Consider the following 24,642-nt stretch of genomic DNA (forward strand, 5'->3'; position numbering starts at 1 on the left):
AAATGAAAGTGAAAAAAGCGATTATCCCAGCTGCTGGGTTAGGAACCAGATTTCTTCCGGCAACGAAGGCAATGCCAAAAGAAATGCTGCCGATTGTTGATAAACCAACAATCCAATACATAATCGAAGAGGCAATTGAATCTGGTATTGAAGATATTATTATCGTAACAGGTAAAGGAAAAAGAGCCATAGAAGATCACTTTGATCACTCATTTGAATTAGAACAAAATTTGTTTGAAAAAGGAAAATTTGACCTATTAAGTGAAGTCCAGAAGTCTTCTAAACTAGTGGATATTCACTATATCCGTCAAAAGGAACCAAAAGGGTTAGGGCATGCGATTTGGTGTGCACGTAAATTTATTGGAGAGGAGCCATTTGCGGTTCTATTAGGCGATGACGTTGTAGAGGCAGAAACTCCATGCCTGAGGCAAATGATTGATCAATATGATCGAAATCATGCCTCTATATTGGGAATACAACCAGTGAAAGAAACAGAAGTATCAAGGTACGGAATTGTCGATGGGAGCATGATTAGTAACCGATTATACCAGGTTAATAATCTTGTAGAGAAACCAAATCAGGAAGTTGCCCCATCTAATCTGGCAATCTTGGGGCGTTATATTTTAACACCGAAAATTTTTGATATTTTACAAGACCAAAAGCCCGGTACTGGTGGTGAAATCCAACTTACAGATGCGATTGCTGAACTAAATAAACGTGAAGCAGTTTATGGTTATGATTTTGAAGGACATAGGTTTGATGTTGGGGATAAAATGGGATTTATCCAAACTACGATTGAATTTGCTTTACAACGAGATAATTTGAAAAAGGAATTATTAGATTATCTTTCATCAGTAGTTGAGCGGGAGTTAACGAAGCAAACAGGTGAAATACATGGCTAACAAAATTCTGTTTTGTGCTACGGTCGACTATCATTTTAAAGCATTTCATTTGCCATATATGAAATGGTTTAAGGAACAAGGCTGGGATGTTCATGTTGCCGCATTTGGAGACATAGACCTGCAATACACAGATAGAAAATACAATATTCCATTTCAACGATCACCCTATAGTCGATCAAATATCCAGGCCTATAAGGAACTTAAGGAAATCATTGAACAAAATAATTATACGATTATTCATTGTCACACTCCAATAGGGGGAATAGTAGCCCGCCTTGCTGCACGAAAGGTCAGAAAACAGGGTACGCGGGTCATTTATACTGCTCATGGATTCCATTTTTGCAAAGGAGCACCACTATTTAACTGGCTCCTGTATTATCCTATTGAAAAATGGATGTCACGTTTAACCGACTGCCTGATAACCATTAATCAAGAAGATTATCAATTAGCCACCACCCAATTACAAGTAAAACATGTTGAACACGTCCATGGGGTTGGCGTTAACACAAATCTTTTTAAGCCAAAAACAGAAAATGGGAAAGCAGAATTAAAAAAGTCATTTGGCTATAAAGCCGATGACTTTTTATTGTTTTATGCAGCAGAGTTTAATAAAAATAAAAATCAACAATTTCTACTACGTTCCTTAGCTTTAATAAAGGATGATGTTTCAAATGCAAAGCTTTTGTTTGCCGGAGAAGGTGCATTACTTGAAAGTTGTCGAGAGCAAGCAAAAACACTTGGGGTCAGTCACATGGTGGATTTCCTGGGGTTTCGTAAGAATATTCAAGATATTGCTCCAATGTGTGACATTGCCGTTGCATCGAGTTTCCGTGAAGGATTACCAGTAAATATTATGGAAGCTATGGCGTGCGGATTACCGGTAGTGGCAGTCGATAATCGAGGGCATAGAGAACTTGTTCAAGATAACAAGACCGGGTGGCTATTGGCTGAAAATGATGTCGTTAATTTTTCTGAAAAAATAATAGCACTTGCTAATGCTAATGAAGTGAGAGAAAAGTTGGGGAATAACGGGCGGCAGGCGATTTTATCAACGTATAGCATTCCAAAAGTTCTCGCTGAAAAAAGTCGAATTTATACATCTTATATGGAAGGAAGTGAGATTCCGGAATGGGCAGTCCATTAAGGGTATTACACGTAGTAGTCAATATGAACCGAGGTGGTGCGGAAACACTTATTATGAACCTGTATCGAAATATCGATCGCTCAAAGGTTCAATTTGACTTTTTGACTTGTAAAGAAGGGATATTCGATTCAGAAATAATTGCAATGGGTGGGAAAGTTCATCGAATTCCATATATCACCGAAATAGGTCACAAAGGTTATATTCAGGAACTAAACAAATTCTTTAAAACAAATTCGGAATATAAAATTATTCATGCACACATGGATAAAATGAGCGGACTCGTCCTCAGGTCGGCAAGGAAAGCGAATGTGCCGATACGAATTGCCCATAGTCATAATACGAAAAGTGAAGGTGGATTTGTGTCAAAACTATATAAATGGAACGCAGGAAGATCCATTAAGCCAAATGCGACTCATCGATATGCCTGTTCACATGCTGCCGCAAAATGGTTATATGGAGACGGGATAACAAACACTTTGATTCTCAAAAACGGAATTGAACCGGATAAATTTCAGTATACGCACCTAGCACGTGAGCATATTAGAAGTGAGTTAAAGATAGAAAATGAAGCGTTAGTTCTCGGGCATGTTGGGAGGTTCTCACACCAAAAGAATCACCTGTTTTTATTAGATATATTTGCTAGCATCAGTAATGAAGTTCCAAACGCTGTACTAATACTAGCCGGTGATGGTCCATTAAAAGCTAAGATTATTGAAAAAGCGGAGAGGTTAAACATTGCTGATAAAGTGAAGCTCGTTGGAGTTAGGGAAGATATAAATCTATTGCTGCAGGCATTTGACATATTTGTTTTTCCATCCTTACATGAAGGATTGCCCGTAACTTTGATAGAAGCTCAAGGAGCCGGGTTACCATGTGTCATTTCCAATACGATAACAAAGGAAGTCGACATGAAAGTTGGATTAGTTCACTATCTTTCAATAAACGATCAAACTAGCTGGCTAACTACTATTAGTAATCTAGCGCAAGATAATAAATCTAGAACAATATCCAAGAACGCTTTATCACAGAATGGGTATGATATTAGAAAAACAGCTGTGTTAACGGAAACATCTTATTTAGCATTAGGGCGAGAAGTTATATGAATAAACTAACGATATTTACGCCTACCTTTAATCGTGCCTATTGTCTTCATAAATGCTATGAAAGTCTTAAACGGCAAACATGTAAAGATTTTACCTGGTTGATTATTGATGATGGATCTACTGATAATACGGAAGAGATTGTTAGGGGATGGATAAATGAAGGGATCGTTGAAATAAATTATCATTGGCAAATTAATCAGGGCATGCATGGTGCACACAATACGGCTTATGAGCTTATTGAAACAGAACTTAATATATGTATTGATTCTGATGATTTTATGACAGATAACGCTGTGGAGAAAATCCTAACATTTTGGAGCCAATATGGAAGTAATGATGTGAGTGGTATTATTGGTCTTGATGCGTTTGTTGATAACAAGTTAATTGGAACGAAATTACCGGAACACCTGAAAAGTTCTACACTGTTTGATCTATATAACAAGCACGGTGTAACTGGGGATAAGAAGTTGGTTTATCGTACAGATTTAAGCAAGAAATACCCTTATCCAGTTTTTAAGAATGAAAAGTATGTAGGATTGGCTTACAAGTATTACATGCTCGACAGGGATTATGAAATGTTACTTATGAATGAGGTATTATGCTGTGTTGAATATCTACCAGACGGATCCACAAACAACATGTTAAACCAGTATCGAAAAAATCCTAAGGGTTTTGCTTTTTATCGTAAAGAACTTATGAAATTACCATTCGTGAGTAGTTCTTTTAAATATAGGCAAGCAATACATTATGTCTCTAGTAGTTTTTTAAGTAAAAATTGGTCGTTTTTAAAAGAAACACCAAGTAAAATATTTACCATTTTGGCTGTCCCATTAGGTGCAGCATTATTTATTTATGTTAAAACAAAAACAAGGATTGCCTAAAATTTAACCCATTTTGGCAACCCTTGTTTTTGTTTTGAAAGGAAATATCCTATGACTATTCTTTGGTTTAATCTTTCATTAGTGTTAATCTTCTCCTTTTTTGCAAGGTACTACTCAGTCCCTGCATATGCAACAGGATCTAACTGGATAAAACCAAATAAAGTATTAATAGTTGGTGCGTTAGCATCTCTCGTTGCTGTATCAGGTCTTCGGTCAAATATTGGAGATACTTATTTTTATAAGTATGCTTACGAATTAAATGATTTCACTTGGGAATACATTCTATCGCAAAAGGATATTGGATTTGGTTTCCTGCAAATGTTCTTGAAAAATTATATCTCTGAAGATCCACAAATTTTAATTTTTGCAACAGCATTAATTACAAATGTAATTATTATCATCGTTTTATACAAGTATTCCAGAATGATTGAACTCAGTTTGTATGTGTATATAACAGGTGGCTTATTTTTGGTGTCAATGAACGGAATCAGGCAGGTTCTTGCGGCAGCAATTGTATTTGCAGCGACCAAATTTTTAATAGAGGGCAACTGGATAAAATATTTTCTTGTCATCCTTTTCGCATCTTTGTTTCATCTAAGTGCACTTATATTATTGCCGATATATTTTCTGGTCAGATTCAAGGCATGGTCAAAACCAACTGTGGCGTTATTAATTCTTGCGGTTTTTTTTGTTATAGGGTTCGATAAATTTTCCGCACTACTATTCACTGCTATTGAAGATACGCAGTATGGACATTATAAAAATTTTGCTGAAGGTGGGGCAAATAGCTTACGGGTGGCTGTAGACTTAGTTCCTCTCATGATTGCTTATTTAGGAAGAGAGAATTTGAGAAGGATATTTCCCGATAGTGACTACATTGTAAATATGGCCTTACTTGGATTTGTATTTATGATGATATCAACACAAAATTGGATTTTTGCTCGTTTTTCCATTTATTTTGGATTATATCAATTAATACTGATTTCATGGATCGTTAAGTTATTCAGAGATAAAGATGAGAAACTTATTTATTATGGAATATTAGTTTGTTACCTTGCTTATTTCTTTTATGAGAATGTTATTAATTTAAATATTTCATACAGGAGTGAGTACTTATTCTTTTAGATAAAGGGGGATATAATAAATGGCCATTCTCGTTACTGGAGGAGCTGGATATATTGGAAGTCACACTTGTGTAGAGCTTCTGAACGAGGGTTATGAAATTATAGTGGTTGACAACTTTTCAAATAGTAAACCGGAAGCATTAAAACGAGTATCTGAAATCACGGGCAAAAGTTTTAAAATCTATCCGGTTGACGTACTGAACAAGGATGAATTAGAAGAGGTGTTTTCTAACCATAAAATTGATTCGGTTATTCACTTCGCAGGATTTAAAGCAGTTGGAGAGTCTGTAACGTTTCCACTTAAGTACTATCAGAATAACATTACAGGTACAGTTGTTCTTTGTGATTTGATGAAAAAATACAAGGTTAAAAATCTTGTATTTAGCTCATCGGCAACCGTTTACGGTTCTACGGATCAAGTTCCGATTGTTGAAAATACACAGCTAGGAGCAGTAAACCCATATGGTAGAACAAAACAAATGATTGAAGAGATTTTACAAGATTTACATCATTCTGATCCGACATGGAGCATTGCTATTTTAAGGTATTTTAATCCAATAGGTGCACATGAAAGCGGTAGGATTGGTGAGGATCCAAACGGTATTCCTAACAATCTTATGCCATATATATCACAAGTAGCCGTTGGAAAGTTACAGAAACTAACTGTTTTTGGAAATGATTATCCAACAAAAGATGGAACAGGAGTAAGAGATTATATCCATGTAGTGGACTTGGCAATAGGTCATCTGAAAGCTTTAGAAAATGTGCAATCAACTTGTGGTGTGGATGCTTATAATCTGGGAACAGGTAAGGGATATAGTGTGTTAGAGATGGTTGGAGCATTTGAAAATGCTTCTGGAAAAAGTATCCCAATTCGCCTTTCAAAACGGCGACCGGGTGATGCAGCCACGTGCTTTGCAAATCCTTCTAAGGCAAAGGAGAAACTAAATTGGCAAGCAACAAGAGGAATTAATGTTATGTGTGCAGATACCTGGCGATGGCAACGTAACAATCCAGATGGATATGAGAAAGTATTAAAAACAATAATAGGAAGTCATTCACCGGTGCAGAATCATGCAGCGGGTTTTTTAATGCCTGAATAAGCAGGGGAGGGGCTTAAAATATTGAAACGGGTATTAGATTTAGTCATTTCACTGACCTTGTTAACCGTTTTTTTACCAATTATGGTTGTTGTTGCGATAATGATTAGAGTTAATATTGGCGCTCCCATATTGTTTAAACAGCAAAGGCCCGGATTACATGGAAAGCCTTTTCATCTATACAAGTTTCGCACAATGCTTAACTCACAAGGTGACGGATCAGACCAATTGAGGTTAACAAACCTCGGAAGGTTTCTAAGAAAATATAGCTTGGATGAACTTCCACAACTCATCAATGTTGTAAAGGGTGAAATGAGTTTGGTAGGGCCCAGACCATTGTTAATGGAGTATTTATCACTTTATACGAAAGATCAAAGGTCACGCCATACGGTAAAGCCCGGTATTACAGGGTGGGCACAGATAAATGGCCGAAATGCTATTGAGTGGGAAGAAAAGTTTAAATTGGATACCTGGTATGTGAAAAATCAAAGTCATATACTCGATTGTAAAATTCTGATGTTAACTATCATTAAAGTCTTAAAAAGAGAAGGAATCAGTCACCAAGATTCAGTAACAATGAAAAAGTTTAGTGGCACGAAAGAAGTGCTTTAATATGCGGATCATTATTTTAGGAGATGGCGGACATAGCAGGGTTATCCAGGAAATGATCTTCTCTACTTCAGGAAATGAAGTTGCTGCAATTTTGGATGATAAGTATGAGCAAGGATTTCAGCAAAAAGGAATTATTCATGCCCCGATTTCTTTCCTGGCGAAATTACTTCGAAAAGATACCAAAGTAGTGGTTGCAATTGGAGGAAATAAAATAAGAAAAAAGATTGTTGAAAGCTTAAATTTGTTGCCCGAAAACTTTTTATCTATCATTCATCCGACTGCGGTAGTAAGTGCCACAGCCAAAATAGGGTGTGGAACAGTTGTTATGCCTAATGCTGTTATTAATGCAAAGGCTGAAATTGGCATGCATTGTATCATCAACACCGGAGCAATCGTAGAACACGATAATAGAGTTGGTAATTATACGCATGTATCTCCAAATACCACATTAACAGGAAATGTTACTACTGGTGAAGGCGTACATGTTGGTGCATCGGCAACGATTATCCCAGGAAAACATCTTGGCAGTTGGTCAGTAATTGGAGCTGGTTCAACAGTCATTGAGCATATACCATCTTACAGCAAGGCTGTAGGATGTCCAACAAGAATTATTGAAAGGATACTGATTAAGTAAAATATTGAAAAGTTGGTGGTTATAAATGACGAAACCTAGAATATATCTTTCTCCACCACATATGAGTGGAAAAGAGCTTCATTATGTAAAAGAAGCATTCAATACGAACTGGATTGCGCCACTTGGACCAAATGTAGATGCATTTGAAAATGAAATAGCAAATCGAGTAGGAGTCAAGGAAGCTGTTGCCGTAAGTTCTGGAACCGCAGCTATCCATTTGGCTCTATCTTTATTAAAAGTGAAGAAAGGAGATACAGTGTTTTGTTCCACTCTTACTTTTGTAGCAAGCGCTAATCCGATTTTGTATCAAGGAGCAGATCCAGTATTTATTGACTCAGAGCCTGACACATGGAATATGTCACCTTTAGCTTTAAGAAATGCCTTGCAACAAGCATCACTAGAAGGAAAACTTCCTAAAGCAGTCGTCGTTGTCAATTTATATGGTCAAAGTTCAAAGATGGATGAACTTCTACTGATCTGTAATTACTTTGATGTACCTATAATCGAGGATGCTGCAGAATCACTTGGTTCTACTTATAAAGGAAAGCCAAGCGGTACATTTGGTAAATTTGGTGTTTATTCTTTCAATGGCAATAAAATCATTACGACATCTGGTGGTGGAATGTTAATTTCAGATGATAAGGAAGCCATGCAAAGAATCCGGTTTTTAGCAACTCAAGCACGTGATCCTGCACCACACTATCAACATAGTGTTATCGGATTTAACTATCGCATGAGTAATCTGTTAGCAGGAGTTGGAATAGCACAACTAAAGGTTTTAGATAATCGAGTGGAAACACGAAGGAAAATATTTGACCGCTATTATAATAGATTAGCTGATCTACCTGGAATCACTTTTATGCCTGAACTAGCAGACACGAAGACTAATCGATGGCTTACGACGTTAACCATTAATGAAAAAGAAGCGGGAATTTCTGTGAAACGATTGTTAGAAATCCTTCATGCAGAGAACATTGAAGCGCGTCCAGTATGGAAGCCACTTCATTTGCAACCACTTTTTCAAAAGGCTAGTTACTATTCGCACATGGAAGGCGAACATGTAGCAGAACACTTATTTACAACAGGAATATGTCTTCCATCTGGATCGAACTTAGCTGAAGAAGACCAACAGAGAATAATTAACTGTATTAGCGACGCAATCAATGGAGTTAGAAAACAAAGTTATATAATCTTTGGAAGACACGAGGTATAGAGAATGATAGGAAAAAATATTCAAAAAATCCGAAAAGAGAAAGGCCTAACCTTATCAGAACTCGCCACAAGAGCAAATGTATCTAAGTCTTACTTAAGTAATATTGAACGGAATTTAAACCAGAATCCTTCCATACAAATAATCGGGAAAATTGCAGGAGTGCTGGGTGTTGACCTTCGAACGCTGCTTGGACCACATTCTATTAACCAGCTATTTCCGGAAATGGAATGGCTTGATTTTGTAAACGAGTTAAAGAATTCTGGTGTGGAGAAAGAACAACTTCAGGAATTTAAAACAGTGATTGAATTTGTGAAATGGCAGAATGAGAATATGGACGCAAATAAGAAGAAATAAGCTAATTTCAAGGAGGGAGGAAAATGCCATTAAAGGTTCTTCATGTTGTTGGAGCCATGAATAGAGCTGGAACAGAAACGATGCTGATGAACATCTATCGAAACATTGATCGCCGGAAAATACAGTTTGATTTTATTTCATATAGCAGCCAAGATGCACATTATGATCAGGAAATAAAAAGCTTGGGTGGAAGGGTCATTAAGTTATCCAAAACATGGTCAATAAAAGGAATCTATGATGTGATAAAGCAATACGGTCCATACGATGTTGTTCATTCCCACACATTATTTCATTGCGGAATTGCAAATTTAGCTGCTTTATTTGCGGGAGTGAAAGTAAGAGTAGCGCATGCCCATACTACATTAGACAAAAATAATAGTTACTCAAGGAAAATGTATATCAAGTCAATGCGACTTATGATTAACACATTTTCAACTGACCTTCTGGCTTGTAGTAATAAAGCGGGAGGTTATTTATATGGAGAGAACAGATTAGTTAAGTTAAAATATTCCTATTTTCCAAATACAATTGATTATTCAACCTTCCTACAAGAGCCAAAAATAGAAATCACAAAATTCAAGATGGAAGAAGGACTTGGTAATAGTTTGGTTATTGGTCATATTGGTAGATTTATAGAAGCAAAAAATCATACGTTTTTGTTAAAAATCATGAAAAGTGTTATCAAAAGAGAACCTACTATTAAGTTGTTATTAGTGGGAGATGGGGACTTAAGGGAAAGGTTAGAAAATGAAGCTAAGGAACAAGGTTTACAAGAGAATATAAGGTTTGTAGGCATACGAAATGACATATCAACCATGCTGCACAGTATGGATGTATTTATTTTCCCATCTTTATATGAAGGATTAGGTCTAGTTTTATTAGAAGCCCAGGCGAGTGGATTGCCGTGTGTAGTATCAGAGGCCATTCAGCCAGAGGCGGACTTAAAATTAGGCTTAGTTTCTAAACTTTCATTAGTTGATGGACCAGATGTTTGGGCACAAAGGATATTAGAAGTAGCAAATAAAAAAGAAACAAACACAAATAAAATAATTGAGGCTTTTGAAAAAAATGGATATTCCTTAACTAGAGGAATTACAAGTTTGATGAATATCTACAACTATAGCGATGGTGGTGCGCATGAAAAATATAATAATCGCTTCCTTTGATATGGAAGTTGGGGGAGTTGAAAGAAGTCTTATCAGTTTGCTAAACAACTTTGATTATAACAATTATAAGGTAGATCTTATGTTATACAGTCATACTGGAGATTTTATGGATTTACTCCCGAATGGGCCGAATCTCCTTGACGAATCCAATAAGTATAAAACTTTTAGAATGTCTATCGGTCAAATTATAAAGTCTGGAAAACCCGTTATAGGGCTGACAAGAACGCTGGCGAAATACAGAGCAAGTGCAGATAAATCACCAGAAAGTGGATATAAGCAAATGCAGTATATGTGGAAATACGCATTACCATTTTTACCAAAGTTGGAAAGACAATACGATGTGGCAATTAGTTATTTATGGCCACATTATTTTGTAGCTGAGAAAGTAATGGCAAGAACTAAAATTGCATGGATACATACGGATTTTTCAACTGTAGAAACGAATAGTGAAATGGATTTAAAAATGTGGAGTAAGTTTAATTATATTGTAGCGGTATCTGAGGATTGTAGAAAAGCATTCATCAGGAAATATCCAGAGTTAGAAATGAAGGTAAAAGTGATTGAGAATATTACTTCACCGGACATTGTGACTACCTTATCGAATGAAAAAATGGATAATCCAATGCTTGAAGAGGCTAGGTTTAAAGTGATAACGGTAGCTAGGTTATCGCATGCAAAAGGAATCGATAATGCTGTTAGAGCATTAAAAGTATTAAAGGATAGAGGTTATGACAATATAGCCTGGTATGTGGTCGGGTATGGTGGAGACGAGGAAATGGTAATTAAGTTAATAGCTGAGAACAACTTAGATGATTCATTTATTCTTTTAGGAAAAAAAACGAATCCATATCCATTTATGAAAGCAGCTGACCTTTATGTGCAGCCATCTAGATATGAAGGAAAGGCTGTAACAGTAGGGGAAGCCCAGATTCTTTCAAAACCTGTTGTGATTACGAACTATCATACTGCCCAAAGCCAAGTTTTAGATGGGGTTGATGGTTATATATGCGAGATGTCGGTTGAAGGAATAGCTGATGGTATTGAAAGACTATTAAATGATCATGAATTAAGAAAAGTACTTGAATATAACTGTAGTAAATCTAATTATTACAATGATGACGAGTTAAATAAGTTATATAAACTGTATACACATAATAATGACTAGAAAAATTAATTGTATACTACAATACCAGGAGGTTTTAATTTAATGGATAATGTTTTACTGTTAGATACATCAGTGGGTTCTCTTAACAAAGGGGACGATATAATAATGAAATGTGTTCGATATCATTTGGCAGAGATTACTAAAAATGACTATTTACTAACATTACCAACTCATGTTTCTCCTTTTCATTGGTATCAAGTAGCGAGAAGATCGAATAGAGTTAAGGTTTATAGTGAGGCAAAACATAAATTTGTAGGTGGTTCAAATTTACTAACAATGGATATGCTAACTCATTTTCCGCAATGGAATATTAATGTCTTTAATTGTGGTCCATTAAAAGGAAGTATTTTATTCGGTGTTGGTGCAGGAGCAGGCAATAAGATAAACCGTTATACAAAAATGCTATATAAAAAAGTTTTGTCGCATGATTTTACTCATAGTGTTAGAGATGAAAGAACAAAAAGATTACTAGAAGATATGGGATTTAAAGCGATGAATACAGGTTGTGCTTCATTGTGGATACTCACTCCAGAATTTTGTAAGGAGATCCCAACACAAAAGGCAGATTCAGTAATCTTTACACTTACTCATCATGCTAAGGATAATCAATGCGACCAACTATTGATAAATGTACTGAATAGAAATTATAAGAATATCTATTTTTGGATTCAGGATAAAAAAGATTTAAATTACTTTAATACCTTTGACAATACCGAGAATATCAAAATTGTCCCGCCTACTGTAGAAGCATTTGAAAATGTACTAAATACGAATGTTGATTACATTGGAACACGTTTACATGGGGGGATATATGCAATGAGACATAAAAAACGGGCAATTATTATTGGGATTGATGAAAGAGCCCGTGGAATGAGTGAAACATATAACCTAAATCAAATTGATAGAAATGATCTTAATAATTTAGAAGAGATTATTAATTCAACTATTGTAACGGATGTAAATTTGAATTTTAACATAATAAATAATTGGTTAAACCAGTTCATACCAAAACAAAAGATAGAATTAGATATGGAACCTGAAACTAGGGGTGTAATATGAAAAGTATAATTCTTGATGAAATAATTGTAAAAGGTAATAGGGTAGATTATTTCTTTCGAGTTAATGGAAAAATACAGAAGTATTTTAAACATAGTCATCATTTATTTTTTGAATACAATGATGATGTATCTGAAATCCCGATAAGTATTTTAACTATTCCTTTCGTTGCTAATGTAGCACCACTTGCATGGATAACAGACTCATTGGTTAGCGTAGCGGAATTAGATGAATCGTTTCATGATTGCCTTAGCAATATAAAGGAAGCTTATCAAAATATGTATCCTGATGTTTTGTTTAAAGGGGAAATACTTGCATCTAGTATTGTTAACAATTCATATACACCCCAGTATGAAGCAGCACAATTGTTTAGTGGAGGTCTTGACGCACTTGCTACATATATTAGAATAAAAGACAAACAGCCATTACTAATAACGGAATACGGATGGCACCATAATGAAATTAATAAAAGTGAAGTATGGAATCAAGATAAAAAACATGTTGTCGGTTTTGCAAAAGATCACGGATTGGAAAATATTCTAGTTCTTTCGAACTATGGGACGTTTTTGAATGCACAAGTTATTGACCGTGATTTTCTAAAAAAAATGGGAGATTCTTGGTGGCATGGATTGCACCATGGTTTAGCAATTATATCGGCAGCTATCCCAAGTGCCTTCAAGCTAAATGTAAAATGTATTTATATAGCTAGTTCATATTTTGAGGGGTATAAAGCAAAATGCGCATCTGATCCAACAATTGACAATGAGATAAGGTTTGCATCTGGTAGAGTATTTCATGATGGGTATGATATCAATAGACAAGACAAGGTCAAAGTTGTCGTTGATTATTATTCGAATAATAATCAGCAAGCCAATCTGAGGGTATGCTTTTTAAATAAGGAAAATTGTTGTAACTGTGAAAAATGCGTTAGAACAATTATTGGTGTTGTTGCTGAAGGTAAAGATCCGCGGAACTATGGGTTTAACATTCCACAAGACCTTTCATTTCATATAGTTAATTTTTTAGAAGAAAACGTTAAATTTTTCACACCAGCGAGAGTCATGCAATGGAACCTATCCAAAAAAAGAATGATAGAAAATCGAGACAACATCCTTTATAAGGATCTATTAGAGTGGTTTTTAGATTATGATTTTGTGGTGGAACGAAGGAAATCATTACTTAAATATAGAATCACTAAGTTCTTTCCAATTGTAAAAAGAAAGATTAGCACAAGGTTAAACAGAATACTTACACAAAATAATTAAAAGTAGAAGGCGTTATTATGAGAATTCAAAATTCATTAAAGAACATGTTTTTCGGTCTATCTGGTCAAATAATTAGTCTTGTGATGGGTATGGTTGTTCGTACTGTTTTTATTTACACACTTGGAATAGAGTATTTGGGTGTGGATGGACTCTTTACAAGTATTTTGTTAATGCTATCTCTAGCAAATTTAGGTTTTGATACTGCGATGATTTATAGTTTATATAAACCTTTGGCGGAAAACGATACATACAAAATACAGGCATTGATGAATCTATATAAAAAGGCGTATAGAATAATAGGTATAGTAGTATTATTAATAGGTTTATCATTGTTACCCTTTCTTCCTTACCTAATCAACGGCGAAACAAAGATAGATAATATAAACATTATCTATCTATTATTTTTACTGCAATCAGTAAGTTCTTATTATTTTGTGTATAAGCAGTCGATTATTGTCGCTGATCAGCGAAACCATGTTATCTCAAAGATACACAGTGTTTTTATCATTATATCCAACCTTTTCTTAATCATTTTGTTGTTAACTATAGGAAACTATCTTATAGTGCTTTCAACACAAGTTGTATTTAGAATTATAGAAAATGCATATATTGCAAAGAAAGCAGACAAATTATATCCATTTTTAAAAGAGAATAATAACGCAAGCTTAACTAAAAAAGATCGAAAACTATTTTACGAGAATTTATATTCACTTTTTCTATACAAAATCAGTGGCGTTGTGATAAATGGAACTGATAATATTATCATTGCTATATTTGCAGGAATTACCTGGGTAGGGATCTACTCAAATTATTTGTTAATTATAACAACACTTACGACTTTACTAAGTTATATATTCTATTCGATTACTGCTAGCGTAGGAAATTTAAATGTCAGCGGAAATGAAGAGAAAAACTACTTTATATTTCGTGTAATTAACTTTGCAAATTTTTGGGTGTACGGTTTTAGTGCGGTATGTCTTTTGAGTTTAATTAATCCCTTCATTTCATTATGGTTAGGGGAACAGTACCTCATGAACATGTTTATTGTCTTTGCGATAATTTTAAACTTTTATACTGCTGGAATGCAAAATGCTACCACAACTTTTAGAGAAACTACAGGTCTATTTAAAAAAGGAAAATACAGACCTATTATTGCAGCTATTATAAATATTGGTGTTTCAATTATTCTTACACGAGCAATAGGAATAGCGGGTGTGTTTCTGGGAACAGTTATAAGCAGATTGTGCATATACTTCTGGTATGATCCTTACGTTATATTCAAGTATGTGTTTCACAAACCGGTGAAGTCCCATTTTATTCGTTATATAGGTTTTACTTTATTGGTAACTCTTTCTGCAATAATATCGGGAATTCTAGGAAGTATTTCCTATAATAATATGGTGATAAACATTGTCTATAAAGGGGTCGTTTGTTTAATTATACCTAATATTATTTTCTTTCTGGTATTTAGAAAATCAAAAGAATTCATATATTTATGGAGTATTGTGAAACAAATAGCTAAAAAAGCATCATTTAAACTGTTGACAAAAAAAACATATTACCATGAACACCAATGAAATCTTCTGATTTTAGAGTTAAGCTAAATAGCTTAACTTTTTTTAGTTTAGGAGTATTTATCTGGAGGGGCAATTATGGATAACTTTAAAATCAAGGATCTTTTGAGGAGTAGATGGTTCGTAGTAATTACTATAATAAAAATAATAACTATTTGTGTCTGGTTGCCAAAAGAAATTATTGATACGACTATCCCTTTTATATTACACTTTTTAGCCACTTTTGAAAATCCGTGGCAATTTTTTTATGAAAACAATGAAAGTCTCAGTACTTTTCCGTATCCTTCTGGAATGCTTTATATCCTGTCACTTTTCTTTTGGCCTATTAACTTTAGCATAATTCACTCTGAAAATGTTCAGGTCTTCTTAATACAGTTACCAACGTTACTAGCAGATGTTATTATCTATTATTTCTTGTTAAAAACATATCCAGCCAAACAAAAGTATGTAACACTAATTTATTATGGTTCTCCTATTATATTTATAGCTGGTTATATCTATCCGAATCATGATTTAATCCCCATTGCAGCTCTATTAATATCGGTTTTTTATTTAATTCGAAAAAATCATCTTATATCTGCAGTCATGTTTGGGATAGCGTTCTCTATTAAAATGCCAGTTATTTTTGCATTGCCGTTATTACTAATATATCTAATCAAGTCTAATAAAAAAGTTGATGTATTGAAGTATAGTCTAGTTGTTTTTCTTTGTTGGTCGGTATTAGTTAGTCCCTTTCTTTTATCGAAGGGATATCAGATGTTAGTTTTCAATAATGATGACCAATTTAAAATGTTCGATATCTATTTTGAGATAGATTATCTCAAAATTTATATTGCACCATTGTTTATCGCATTAATGTATATTCATTTTTTAAGATTTGAAAAAATAAATGCTGATCTATTATATACCTATCTTGGTATGCTTTACTTTGCATTTGTACTCTTTATTCCACCGATGCCACATTGGTATGCCTGGTCCTTTGTTTTTGCATCGGTATTTTTTATAAATACATTTGAAAATAAACATAATATGTACCAATATTTTTTACTTACTGCAGCTTACTTAGGTTATTTTATTCTTTTTTATCCGAACACAAACCAAACATTACAGTTTATCGCGGAATTCCTTCATTTAAATCAGTATGAGAACTTTTTACCAAATGTAGTTTTTACTCTATTTCAAGGAATTTTATTATTTTTAATTTGGATTTTTTATAGGTATGGAATAATTAGTAATTCGTTATACAAGGTCAACATGAAACCAACTGTAATTGGAATTGGAGGAGACAGTGGGGTTGGGAAAACCAGGTTAACGATGGGGCTAATGAAGCTTTTTGGATCTGAAAGATTATTAATTGTGGAAGGAGATGGCGATCATAAATGGGAACGCGGACATGAAAAGTGGAGTGAATTTACCCATCTTAATCCGAAAGCAAATTTCTTACACGAACAAGCAGCAACGTTAGAAAGGTTAAAAAATGGCGCATCAACTAATAGGGTCGAATATGACCATGGTACTGGAAAATTTACTACTCCGAAAAAAATTGACCCGAATGACTTTATTATCATGTGTGGCTTACACCCTTTATTGTTGTCTAGAACTAGGAAAGTCGCAGATCTAAAAATCTATGTTGATACAGATGAAAAATTACGTAGACATTGGAAAATTATTAGGGATTGCGAGGAACGTGGCTATACGATCGACAAAGTAATGAGACAGCTTGATTCCAGAATGGAGGATGCTAAGAAGTATATATATCCACAAAAAGAATTCGCAGATTTAATTATTAAGTATTTCACAGAAAGTCAATTTGTTGTTGGTGATGTCAGTGAAAGTCCAACGATTAAATTAAAACTTACGTGTGATGCAAATTTACTTTTAGAAAATATAACAAATAAAATGGACGAATATGAAATATGTTATCTTCATGATTACGATAACAACTTAAAGCATCAGGTTCTCATCTTAAAGGATCCAATAGAAAAAGATGTAGTTAATGATATAGCAACTAGTTGTATTAAAAATCTAAACGAGGTTACTCGAGGTCAAATTATTGAATGGAGCGATGGATATGAGGCATTTATACAACTTATATTACTAGTCCATATAAGCGAGAAAATGAAGGGGAGCTAACTAATGAACTATAAGGGAATTTTGTTAGATCTTGATGATACTCTATATAACTATCAATTTGCACATGAAAAAGCAATTGATGCTGCATTTCAATATGCATCTGAAATAGTAAATGAGACTAGAGATGAGATCGAGCAAATGTTTTTAAAAGCAAAAAAAACTGTCAAAATAGAGCTAGGTAAAACAGCAGCTTCTCATAATCGAATGCTTTACTTTCAGCGTATGTTTGAAAATCTAAAAGCTAATCCACAATTACATGCTATAGATTTATATGACACGTACTGGGAAACCTTTCTGAATTCCATGCATTTTTATGAAGGAGCATTAGAATTTTTAGAATTAAATAGTGATGTTCCTATTTGTCTTGTCACAGACCTGACTGCTCATATTCAACATAGAAAAATAAGATGCCTGGGTATTCAAGAACACATTAATTTTGTGGTTAGCAGTGAAGAAGCGGGTAAGGAAAAGCCTTATCCTCGTATTTTCAACATGGCATTAGACAAATTAGGACTACAGCCAACAGAAGTTATTATGATAGGAGACAACTTTAAAAAGGACATTTTTGGTGCGAATTTATCAGGGATAAAATCCTTCTGGTTAAATCACCACCAAAAAGAGCTTCCTTACCCATTAGATAATGTTGAACCCGTTCATGATTTTCTACAATTAAAGGAGAGAATAAGTTATGTTTACCGGTGAGGAAAAACAGAATTTCGTATCTATATCAAAGTTTGCTGGAGAGCGCTTCGACCTTATCCAGGCGGGCGGTGGGAATTCTTCTGTTAAGTTAGATGATAGCAAGATGCTAATTAAAGCTTCTGGGCATTTGCTATCCGAGATAGATGAGAACAACGGGTATGTAGTAGTGGATATAAAAAAAGTATTAGCGATATTTGAGGATTCCGCCATAATCGGAGAAGAAAATAAACGGAAAAGGGAAAATCGTGCAACTGAACTTATGAAAGATTCAATTGTTCTTTCTAATGATAGGAATAGACCATCTATTGAAACGTTTTTACACGCAATATTATATAAAAACACTCTTCATACACATCCAATTTCGGTTAATATACTAACGTGTAAAAATAATTGGGAAGAACAGTTGAAAGATATATTTCCGAATGCCTTGTTTGTTAAATATAAAACACCCGGAATTGACCTTGCATTAGAATTAAAAAAAGAATGCGTTAAATATCAAAGACAAATAGGGCAACTACCTAAAATTATTTTTTTACAAAGCCATGGATTAATTATAAGTTCTAATGATCCTAGAGAAATTTTCACTTTAACGAATAGTGTTAACCGTGTAATTGAAAACAATATAGGTGTTGATTTATCTAGATACAAACTAACAAATGAATTAACAACTATTATGAAAGAAAAAGGATCTAACCAAGTGATTTCATACTTATCAGAAGACGGCTATTTAACAAAAAAAATAACTAATAATCGCTCTTTGTTTTATCAGCCCCCTTTATCTCCTGATACGCTGGTCTTCTGCGGTTATCATGCTGTTGAAGTAGCCGATGAATCAGAAGCATACAAGATAGAAGCATACTATGATATGTATCATAAAATTCCTAAGGTAGTCATATATAAAGGCTACTTATTTTTTGTGTCTAATACACTAAAAAAGGCTAAAGAGGCAGAAGAAGTATTTAAATCTCATATTATGATTCTTGAAGAAATGGGCGGAAATGAAAGTCCATTGCCTTTAAGTGAATTAAAGTATTTGGATAATTGGGAAGCTGAAAAATTCCGTCAGGGAGTTTGACTATACGAGGAGGGTATGGCATGAAAATTGTAATACCGATGTCTGGGAGAGGAAACCGCTTTTTGCAAGCTGGATACACTGATCCTAAGCCATTAATTAAGATGGATGGAAAGCCAATTATTGAACATGTGGTCAATATGTTTCCAGGGGAAACTGACTTTTTATTTATTTGTAGTAATGACCACCTTGAAACAACGAATATGAAAAAAGTTTTAACACGAATTGCTCCACGGGGGAAAATTGTTGGAATTGATCCTCATAAAAAAGGTCCGGTGTTTGCAGTATCTAAGGTGTTTGAGGAATTAGATGATCGAGAAGAAGTCATTGTAAACTATTGTGATTTTTCATGTTACTGGGATTATGATAATTTCCTAAGAATTACACGAGAAAGAAATGCAGACGGTGCAATACCAGCATATAAAGGTTTTCATCCTCATATGTTAGGTAGCACTAATTATGCCTTTATACGCGAAAGTCATCAATGGTTACAAGAGATAAAGGAGAAAGAGCCATTTACTGATAATAGAATGGAAGAATATGCTTCTAGTGGAACCTATTATTTTAAAAAAGGTTCTTACGTAAAAAAGTATTTCACTGAATTAATGGAAAAAGGTATTCATTTACATGATGAATATTATGTAAGTTTGACGTATAACTTACTTCAAAAAGATGGATTAAAAACTTCTATCTACGAGATACAGCATATGCTTCAGTGGGGCACCCCACAAGATGTTGAAGAATACAATCTCTGGTCAGCTTACTTTGAGGATGTAATTCAGAAAAGAGAGCAAGTTGGAAAGACAGATCATACAACAACTATGATTCCCTTAGCGGGAGCAGGGAGCCGGTTTGCTAAAGTCGGATACAAGGATCCTAAACCAATAATTCAAGTATCGGGTAAACCGATGGTAATACAGGCAAGTGATTACCTACCAAATTCAGCACATCGGATATTTATATGTCTGGAGGAGCACTTGGAACACTACGAACTTGAAAAAAGTATTAAATCATACTATGAAAAAGCAGAAGTTATTTCGATAAGTCAGCTCACAGATGGGCAAGCAAAGACATGTGTGGCAGGTCTTGGGAATATCAATCCGGAGGATTCGTTACTAATTTCAGCTTGTGATAATGGAGTGATATGGAATCAAGAACAATATGACCAACTAATAAATGATAAGGAAGTAGATGTAATAGTATGGACTTTTAGAAACCACGTTTCAAGTAAGATAAATCCAGAAATGTACGGCTGGGTGGATATAGATTCCAAGCAAAACGTAAACTCTGTATCAGTTAAAAAGCCAATTAGTGAAGAACCATTTCATGATCATGCTATCGTAGGAACCTTTTATTATAGAAAAGCAAAATATTTCAAGGAAAGTATTGATAAGCTTTTTTCGAAAAACAAAAGGGTTAATGGGGAATTTTATGTTGATAGTTCTATTAACGAATTAATAGAAATGGGATTAAATGTTAAAGTGTTTGAGGTTGATCACTATATTTGTTGGGGAACTCCTAATGATTTGAATACATTCGAATACTGGCAAAGTTTTTTTCACAAGTGTAGTTGGCATTCCTACACGTTGGAACAAGATCCGTATGTAGATAAAAACAAATTAAAAGAATTGGAAGAAGCATACCGATGGAACCAGCCATTATACAGGTGAAACATAATGTTCATAAACAAATAAAGCGTTTCTTGGTAACAGGTATTTCTGCAGTAGCAATAGACACTTTAGTATATTTTTTATTAGTACAATTCTACTTCGCTTCATTGTCTAAGGTAATCTCATTTATATGCGGAACGTTTGTTGCATATTTATTAAATAAATTTTGGACATTTGAAAAAAAGTCCTATTCTTTAAATGAAGTTTTTAAATTTATTATTTTATATACTTCAACTCTTGGAGTAAATGTAAGTATAAATGCTTTATGTCTTATCCATATAAGCTCTGCTAAACCTATTGCGTTTGTAATAGCAACGGGTGCTAGTACGGTATTAAATTTCGTTGGACAGAAATGGTGGGTGTTTAAGGAATGAAAAAATATTCAATCGTAATACCTTGCTACAATGAAGAAAAAAATATTCCATTGATTTTAGATAGATTGCATAAGGTTATTAATAGGGACGATATTGAAATTACCTTGGTTAACAATGGTTCACAAGACCAAAGTAATAACGTTCTAGATAAGTTAGTCCCCCAATATCCATTTGCTAAAACAGTGGAAGTTGAAGTGAATCGTGGCTATGGATTTGGCATTTTAGCTGGACTAGTTCAGGCTAAAAGTGACTATTTAGGTTGGACACACGCCGATATGCAAACGGACCCGCATGATGTTATAAAAGCTATTGAAATAATTGAAAACAATAATTCTCCAACAGACATTTATGTTAAAGGAAATCGTAAAAATAGACCTTTAGTTGATCAGATTTTTACAAGCGGAATGAGTATGTTCGAAAGTGTTTATTTGCAAAGAAAGTTACACGATATAAATGCCCAACCAAACCTATTTCACAGGAACTTTTATCTTGAATGGGTAAATCCTCCTTATGACTTTTCACTCGATTTATTTGTACTCTATATAGCTAAAAAAAGAGATCTGGATATTCATAGATTTGATGTAATATTCCCAGATAGGATTCACGGTGAATCGAGTTGGAATACAGGACTAGCTGCAAAAAGAAAATTTATAAAACGAACTTTGGATTTTAGTACTATCTTAAAAAAGGAGCTTAAAAGACAATGAACTTTATTGCACATAGAGTTAATACAATTGAAGAACTTAATAAGCTTCCTGTAAATTATGGTGTTGAGATTGATTTACGTGATTCAGGAGATAAATTAATTTTACAACATGATCCTTTTACAGATGGCGAAGATTTTGAAACGTATCTAAAACACTATCGACACGGGACAATGATAATAAATAGTAAAAGTGAAAGAATTGAACATAAGGTATTAGAGTTATTAAATTCTTATCAAATTACGGATTACTTTTTTTTAGATTCATCTTTTCCAATGATTCATTTATTAGCAAAAAAGGGTGAGAGAAATATTGCTCTTAGATTTTCTGAGTATGAAGGATTAGATACAGTCCTTACTATGGAGGGTAAAGTTAAATGGGTTTGGGTTGATTGTTTTACTAAACTGCCTTTAGATAAAGAAATCTATGCAGTATTAAAAAGAGCAGGTTTTAAGCTATGTTTAGTTTCTCCAGAATTACAGGGTAGGCCAGAAGACATTGAATCATATAAGCATTACTTAGATCAAAATAGTATTTTGCTAGATGCAATATGCACAAAAAGTATGAATGTTAATACTTGGAAAAGCTAGATGTGTACAGAAAAGGGGGAAATCACTTGAATAAGGATAGGGAAAGTAAATTCTCAAACTTTACATTTAATCTTACGTTAATTTTAATCGGATTATTTTCTGTATATTTTTATCAAAATGCCTGGGGATGGCCTGTAGTTGACAGTTATCCTCAAATTGAAAGGTTATTAAACAGTGACTATTTAAAGAATGATTTCTTCACCAATACATTTGATGACTTTTCTCCTAGATTATATGTAGCGTACTTCTATATTTTTGGTTCAGAATTATTTAATACAGATTACACCATTTTTATTGGTTACCTTAATTTACTTAGAATATTTTTATTAACCATTTCTGTATTTGTATTATTGAAGGTTTTATCTGAAAATAATTATATTGCTTTGATTGGAACTTTCATAGGATCCGTATCGTTTTATAGCATACCTAGAATGGTTGCGTGGTTTTTTAGTACTCCAGTCTTTAGCGCAGCTGAATTTTCCTTAGTCTTTATAATATTTGGATTGGCCCTTGTATATAAGTCAAGAATTCTCCTAGGATTGCTCTTGTTTTCAATTGCGATGATTTTTCATCCAGTTTTAACCGTTCATGGGTTGGCAATTGGAGGTGTTTTATTTATTACAAGATATGGGTTTAAGACTTTACAAAACATAATTAGTATTCAGTCTATTCTAGGGCTTTTTCTAGTAATTAGTACTTTCTTATTAAGTTATATTCCATATAAAAATTCGTTAAAGGGTACAGAACTATTATCGAGTGAGGAATTCACTCATATTATAGGAGAGATACGTCACCCACATCATTATATTCCATCAATGTTTGGTGCGCAGACATGGTTAATATTCATTATGTATCTAGTAACATTCTTTTATATGATATATATTTTGAGACCCCAACTAGCGAATCATATATATAAATTTCTAAAGTATTATTCTGCTTTTCTTGGGTTAGTTATGGTAACGGGTTATATTTTTGTTGAGATTTTTCCTGTGAAGCCAATTGTAACTTTGATTCCATATCGATCTTTTGTCTTTTTTACTTTAGTTTATTTATTAGTTTTTGGAAACTATTTGTATTACAAGTATAAGAATAAGGATTATCTATCCTTTGTATTACTCCATATACCATTTATTCCTATACTTACTGCAGATATAAAAATATCCACTCTATTAATGTTAGTTGTTTTTTCATACTCCATTATTGGTGATATTTTAAAAAAGAAAAATATAAGTTTAGGATTCTTTATCGATGATTACATCTTTAAAAGAATAAATTTGAAGTATTTTTACTTGATTATGATAATACTAGCAATTGCTGGTAGCTATTTTATTTTGGAAAGGGGTTTAGGATTTAATATACCTGATATTGATGAACCAAAAAATGAAGTATATTCATGGGTGAAAGAAAACACCCCTAAAGAATCCATCATTTTATCTGAAATTAAAGTAGATTACTTGGTGAATCAAAAAATTAGATTACTTTCTGAGCGAGCGGTTCCAGTTAGTAAAGACTTTCCATTTAATGAAAAATATTATAAGGAATGGAGTGAACGTTTTATTGATATATATGATGGAGTTTATGATAATACAGGTCATATAAATAACCTAACAGATAAGGAGTTAAATCACTTATCCCAAAAGTATCAAATCGACTTTATTCTTAGGACGAAAGAATTGGCAAAATCGGAACACTTTACACTGATGGATATACTTCAACTGGAAGAAAAAGAAATTTATATATATTCATATAAAAATTAGAAGTTAACCAAAATGGAAGTCAAAAGATTATGGAACTTTCTAGAAACGACATTCCTTAAGGGTGTCGGTAGTATATTCATGGTAATACTCCATCTATTTGCAAGAAAAGAAGTGAATGATTATATGAAACGTTAATTTTAATTGATGGTGTTCCTTTAGCATACTATATTGGGAATTTCGGAGATGCATGTAGACCTATATATTTATTTGCGAGTGGCTATGCATTTTATATTGTTATTAATCAGGGAAATAATTTTGTTGAAAGAATGAAAAAAATGCAAAGAGAGTAGTAAAGTTACTTATAAATAAACTATTGAATTGTTTTAATCCTGTTCGTATTAATTAGA

At 33.7% G+C, this 24,642-nt stretch carries 24 protein-coding genes; all 24 read left to right on the plus strand.

Annotated features, from left to right (window positions below; all coding sequences use genetic code 11):
- Nucleotides 1-2 precede the first annotated feature (2 nt).
- Nucleotides 3-902, plus strand: a complete 900-nt coding sequence (gene galU / locus LG329_RS18475; RefSeq protein ID WP_404452324.1) for a UTP--glucose-1-phosphate uridylyltransferase GalU — start codon at nucleotides 3-5, stop codon at nucleotides 900-902.
- The gene (locus LG329_RS18480) at nucleotides 895-2,046 is read left to right on the plus strand and encodes a glycosyltransferase family 4 protein (RefSeq protein ID WP_404452325.1); all 1,152 of its coding nucleotides are present in this window, start codon (nucleotides 895-897) and stop codon (nucleotides 2,044-2,046) included. Before galU ends, LG329_RS18480 begins: the two co-directional genes overlap by 8 nt.
- Nucleotides 2,031-3,149 carry a glycosyltransferase family 1 protein gene (locus LG329_RS18485; protein ID WP_404452326.1) on the plus strand — a complete coding sequence of 373 codons (1,119 nt, stop codon included), beginning with the start codon at nucleotides 2,031-2,033 and terminating at the stop codon, nucleotides 3,147-3,149. Before LG329_RS18480 ends, LG329_RS18485 begins: the two co-directional genes overlap by 16 nt.
- On the plus strand, nucleotides 3,146-4,030 hold the full coding sequence (locus LG329_RS18490) for a glycosyltransferase family 2 protein (RefSeq protein WP_404452327.1): 885 nt from the start codon (nucleotides 3,146-3,148) through the stop codon (nucleotides 4,028-4,030). Before LG329_RS18485 ends, LG329_RS18490 begins: the two co-directional genes overlap by 4 nt.
- Before the next feature lie 51 nt (nucleotides 4,031-4,081).
- Complete coding sequence (locus LG329_RS18495) at nucleotides 4,082-5,155, plus strand: EpsG family protein (protein ID WP_404452328.1); 1,074 nt, start codon at nucleotides 4,082-4,084, stop codon at nucleotides 5,153-5,155.
- A 19-nt stretch (nucleotides 5,156-5,174) separates the two neighbouring features.
- The gene (gene galE / locus LG329_RS18500; protein WP_404452329.1) at nucleotides 5,175-6,257 is read left to right on the plus strand and encodes a UDP-glucose 4-epimerase GalE; all 1,083 of its coding nucleotides are present in this window, start codon (nucleotides 5,175-5,177) and stop codon (nucleotides 6,255-6,257) included.
- 21 nt (nucleotides 6,258-6,278) lie between these two features.
- Nucleotides 6,279-6,866, plus strand: a complete 588-nt coding sequence (locus tag LG329_RS18505) for a sugar transferase (protein WP_404452330.1) — start codon at nucleotides 6,279-6,281, stop codon at nucleotides 6,864-6,866.
- 1 nt (nucleotide 6,867) lies between these two features.
- On the plus strand, nucleotides 6,868-7,500 hold the full coding sequence (locus LG329_RS18510) for an acetyltransferase (RefSeq protein WP_404452333.1): 633 nt from the start codon (nucleotides 6,868-6,870) through the stop codon (nucleotides 7,498-7,500).
- A gap of 25 nt (nucleotides 7,501-7,525) precedes the next feature.
- Nucleotides 7,526-8,713, plus strand: a complete 1,188-nt coding sequence (locus LG329_RS18515; protein ID WP_404452334.1) for a DegT/DnrJ/EryC1/StrS family aminotransferase — start codon at nucleotides 7,526-7,528, stop codon at nucleotides 8,711-8,713.
- A gap of 3 nt (nucleotides 8,714-8,716) precedes the next feature.
- Complete coding sequence (locus LG329_RS18520) at nucleotides 8,717-9,067, plus strand: helix-turn-helix domain-containing protein (protein ID WP_404452335.1); 351 nt, start codon at nucleotides 8,717-8,719, stop codon at nucleotides 9,065-9,067.
- Nucleotides 9,068-9,090: 23 nt separating this feature from the next.
- Nucleotides 9,091-10,233, plus strand: a complete 1,143-nt coding sequence (locus tag LG329_RS18525) for a glycosyltransferase family 1 protein (protein WP_404452336.1) — start codon at nucleotides 9,091-9,093, stop codon at nucleotides 10,231-10,233.
- Entirely contained in the window at nucleotides 10,205-11,398 is a 1,194-nt protein-coding gene (locus LG329_RS18530) for a glycosyltransferase (protein WP_404452337.1), read from the plus strand. The genes LG329_RS18525 and LG329_RS18530 overlap by 29 nt, the downstream gene beginning before the upstream one ends.
- Before the next feature lie 42 nt (nucleotides 11,399-11,440).
- Nucleotides 11,441-12,457, plus strand: a complete 1,017-nt coding sequence (locus LG329_RS18535; protein ID WP_404452338.1) for a polysaccharide pyruvyl transferase family protein — start codon at nucleotides 11,441-11,443, stop codon at nucleotides 12,455-12,457.
- Nucleotides 12,454-13,719 carry a peptidase gene (locus LG329_RS18540; protein ID WP_404452340.1) on the plus strand — a complete coding sequence of 422 codons (1,266 nt, stop codon included), beginning with the start codon at nucleotides 12,454-12,456 and terminating at the stop codon, nucleotides 13,717-13,719. Before LG329_RS18535 ends, LG329_RS18540 begins: the two co-directional genes overlap by 4 nt.
- Before the next feature lie 17 nt (nucleotides 13,720-13,736).
- Entirely contained in the window at nucleotides 13,737-15,296 is a 1,560-nt protein-coding gene (locus LG329_RS18545) for a lipopolysaccharide biosynthesis protein (RefSeq protein ID WP_404452341.1), read from the plus strand.
- Between the two features lie 75 nt (nucleotides 15,297-15,371).
- Nucleotides 15,372-17,426, plus strand: coding sequence for a hypothetical protein (locus LG329_RS18550; RefSeq protein ID WP_404452342.1), 2,055 nt, complete (start codon nucleotides 15,372-15,374; stop codon nucleotides 17,424-17,426).
- 3 nt (nucleotides 17,427-17,429) lie between these two features.
- Nucleotides 17,430-18,128, plus strand: a complete 699-nt coding sequence (locus LG329_RS18555) for an HAD family hydrolase (protein ID WP_404452343.1) — start codon at nucleotides 17,430-17,432, stop codon at nucleotides 18,126-18,128.
- Nucleotides 18,115-19,203: a class II aldolase/adducin family protein gene (locus tag LG329_RS18560; protein ID WP_404452345.1), complete on the plus strand. Its 1,089-nt coding sequence runs from the start codon at nucleotides 18,115-18,117 to the stop codon at nucleotides 19,201-19,203. Before LG329_RS18555 ends, LG329_RS18560 begins: the two co-directional genes overlap by 14 nt.
- 20 nt (nucleotides 19,204-19,223) lie before the next feature.
- The gene (locus LG329_RS18565; protein ID WP_404452346.1) at nucleotides 19,224-20,870 is read left to right on the plus strand and encodes an NTP transferase domain-containing protein; all 1,647 of its coding nucleotides are present in this window, start codon (nucleotides 19,224-19,226) and stop codon (nucleotides 20,868-20,870) included.
- On the plus strand, nucleotides 20,846-21,244 hold the full coding sequence (locus LG329_RS18570) for a GtrA family protein (protein WP_404452347.1): 399 nt from the start codon (nucleotides 20,846-20,848) through the stop codon (nucleotides 21,242-21,244). The genes LG329_RS18565 and LG329_RS18570 overlap by 25 nt, the downstream gene beginning before the upstream one ends.
- Nucleotides 21,241-21,951, plus strand: a complete 711-nt coding sequence (locus LG329_RS18575; protein WP_404452349.1) for a glycosyltransferase family 2 protein — start codon at nucleotides 21,241-21,243, stop codon at nucleotides 21,949-21,951. The genes LG329_RS18570 and LG329_RS18575 overlap by 4 nt, the downstream gene beginning before the upstream one ends.
- Complete coding sequence (locus tag LG329_RS18580; RefSeq protein WP_404452351.1) at nucleotides 21,948-22,538, plus strand: phosphatidylinositol-specific phospholipase C/glycerophosphodiester phosphodiesterase family protein; 591 nt, start codon at nucleotides 21,948-21,950, stop codon at nucleotides 22,536-22,538. The genes LG329_RS18575 and LG329_RS18580 overlap by 4 nt, the downstream gene beginning before the upstream one ends.
- Before the next feature lie 26 nt (nucleotides 22,539-22,564).
- Nucleotides 22,565-24,295 (plus strand): DUF6798 domain-containing protein, encoded by a 1,731-nt coding sequence (locus LG329_RS18585; RefSeq protein ID WP_404452352.1) that lies wholly within the window; start codon nucleotides 22,565-22,567, stop codon nucleotides 24,293-24,295.
- A 12-nt stretch (nucleotides 24,296-24,307) separates the two neighbouring features.
- Nucleotides 24,308-24,430, plus strand: coding sequence for a hypothetical protein (locus tag LG329_RS18590; RefSeq protein ID WP_404452354.1), 123 nt, complete (start codon nucleotides 24,308-24,310; stop codon nucleotides 24,428-24,430).
- Nucleotides 24,431-24,642 lie beyond the last annotated feature (212 nt).

It is taken from the genome of Virgibacillus necropolis (genome assembly GCF_044793635.1).
Lineage (GTDB): Bacteria > Bacillota > Bacilli > Bacillales > Amphibacillaceae > Virgibacillus_F > Virgibacillus_F necropolis_A.